This is a genomic window from Streptomyces sp. NPDC002130 (genome assembly GCF_040296465.1).
Classification (GTDB): domain Bacteria; phylum Actinomycetota; class Actinomycetes; order Streptomycetales; family Streptomycetaceae; genus Streptomyces.
Genome location: NZ_JBEOXI010001057.1, coordinates 1 through 1,184 on the forward strand (window position 1 = coordinate 1; position 1,184 = coordinate 1,184).

2 protein-coding genes are annotated in these 1,184 nt (G+C 62.4%); one reads left to right on the forward strand and one right to left on the reverse strand.

Going from position 1 to position 1,184, the window contains the following annotated elements:
• On the reverse strand, window positions 1–347 hold a 347-nt coding region (locus tag ABT116_RS48350; RefSeq protein ID WP_351647890.1), incomplete at its 3' end, for a tetratricopeptide repeat protein.
• Between ABT116_RS48350 and ABT116_RS48355 the strand changes: the two genes are divergently transcribed.
• Window positions 294–1,031, forward strand: coding sequence for a hypothetical protein (locus ABT116_RS48355; protein WP_351647888.1), 738 nt, complete (start codon window positions 294–296; stop codon window positions 1,029–1,031). The genes ABT116_RS48350 and ABT116_RS48355 overlap by 54 nt on opposite strands.
• The last annotated feature ends 153 nt before the right edge of the window (window positions 1,032–1,184 follow it).

The window sequence follows — 1,184 nt, forward strand, 5'->3', positions numbered from 1 at the left end:
CCTGAAACCGTGTGCCTACAAGCCGTGGGAGCGTCGGAACAAGGCTTGCCTTGTTCTCGTGACTGCGTGCCTTTTGAAGAATGAGCCTGCGAGTTAGCGGTGTGCAGACTTCGGCTCTCCTCAGCCGGTAGCGCCCGAACACGACGGGCAGCTTCCCTCAGAGTCGATTCGTCGAGTTCGGCGATCGGAACGCCGGACAGCATCGTCAGAGCGCTGGACATCCGTGCGACGTTGTAGTGCCGGGAAGACGTGGGTACTTCGTCGAGGGCGGCGATGGCTGCCTTCTTGTTGCCGTGATCGGCGAGTTGTCGGGCGAGCCCGAATGCTGCGCCGCGTCGATCTCCAATGACGAATTCGTCTACTACCGACCGACCGGCGGACCGTCGGGAGCGCCAGGCAAACTGCCCGCTGTCCCTGAAATCGACGGAGGCGACGAGTACGTCACGAAATGCGGACGGACGCCGACCCTGACGCCGGTTGAATACCGCACGCAGGCAGAGGGTCTCGTCGTTCTAATGGAAATGAAAGCATCATGTCCCGGCGGAGACATCGTCTCCACCGACGCACTTCGGGTGTCGATCACCGACACCGGCCAGAGCGTTGCATCGGCGGTGTTCGACTTCTCCGATGCCCCGATCTACCTTCCCCGAACCGATGGGACGAACACGACGAACTCGATCCAGCGCGAGTTCCTGTACGACCTCGGTAGCTTCTGGAGGCTGCCGAACACTCTCGGTGAGTCTTCGAGCCTGACCAATTCGAGAGCGTCAGGTGCTCAACTCGTCGAGTGTGAGGACGAGGGGACAAGTGATGCCAGCCTGACGTCCGGGCCGGCATCGCGAAGTGACACCAATACGCCGATCCGGCCCACACGTAGCGCGCAGCCGACAACGGGCGACGTCGAATCTGCGAGTCTCGACGCCCTCCGGGCTCAGGCCGACGCCGATCGCCCCTTTGCCTTTGACCTCGGTGGTGTTGGGGCGCGGGTATCCGGGGAGGGCGACAGTCATCTAGAAGCCCTCCCTGAATAGTTGCGGCAGCGTCACTTTCACCGAGGTGTTGGTGTTGGTGCCGGTTCCTTGGATCGTGATGGGGACGGCGATTGGGCCGGCTGGGTTTCCGGGGATCTGCTTGTACCAGGCGCGAGCGATCCACGACCGATCGTTGCCGGCGCCGTCTTTGAT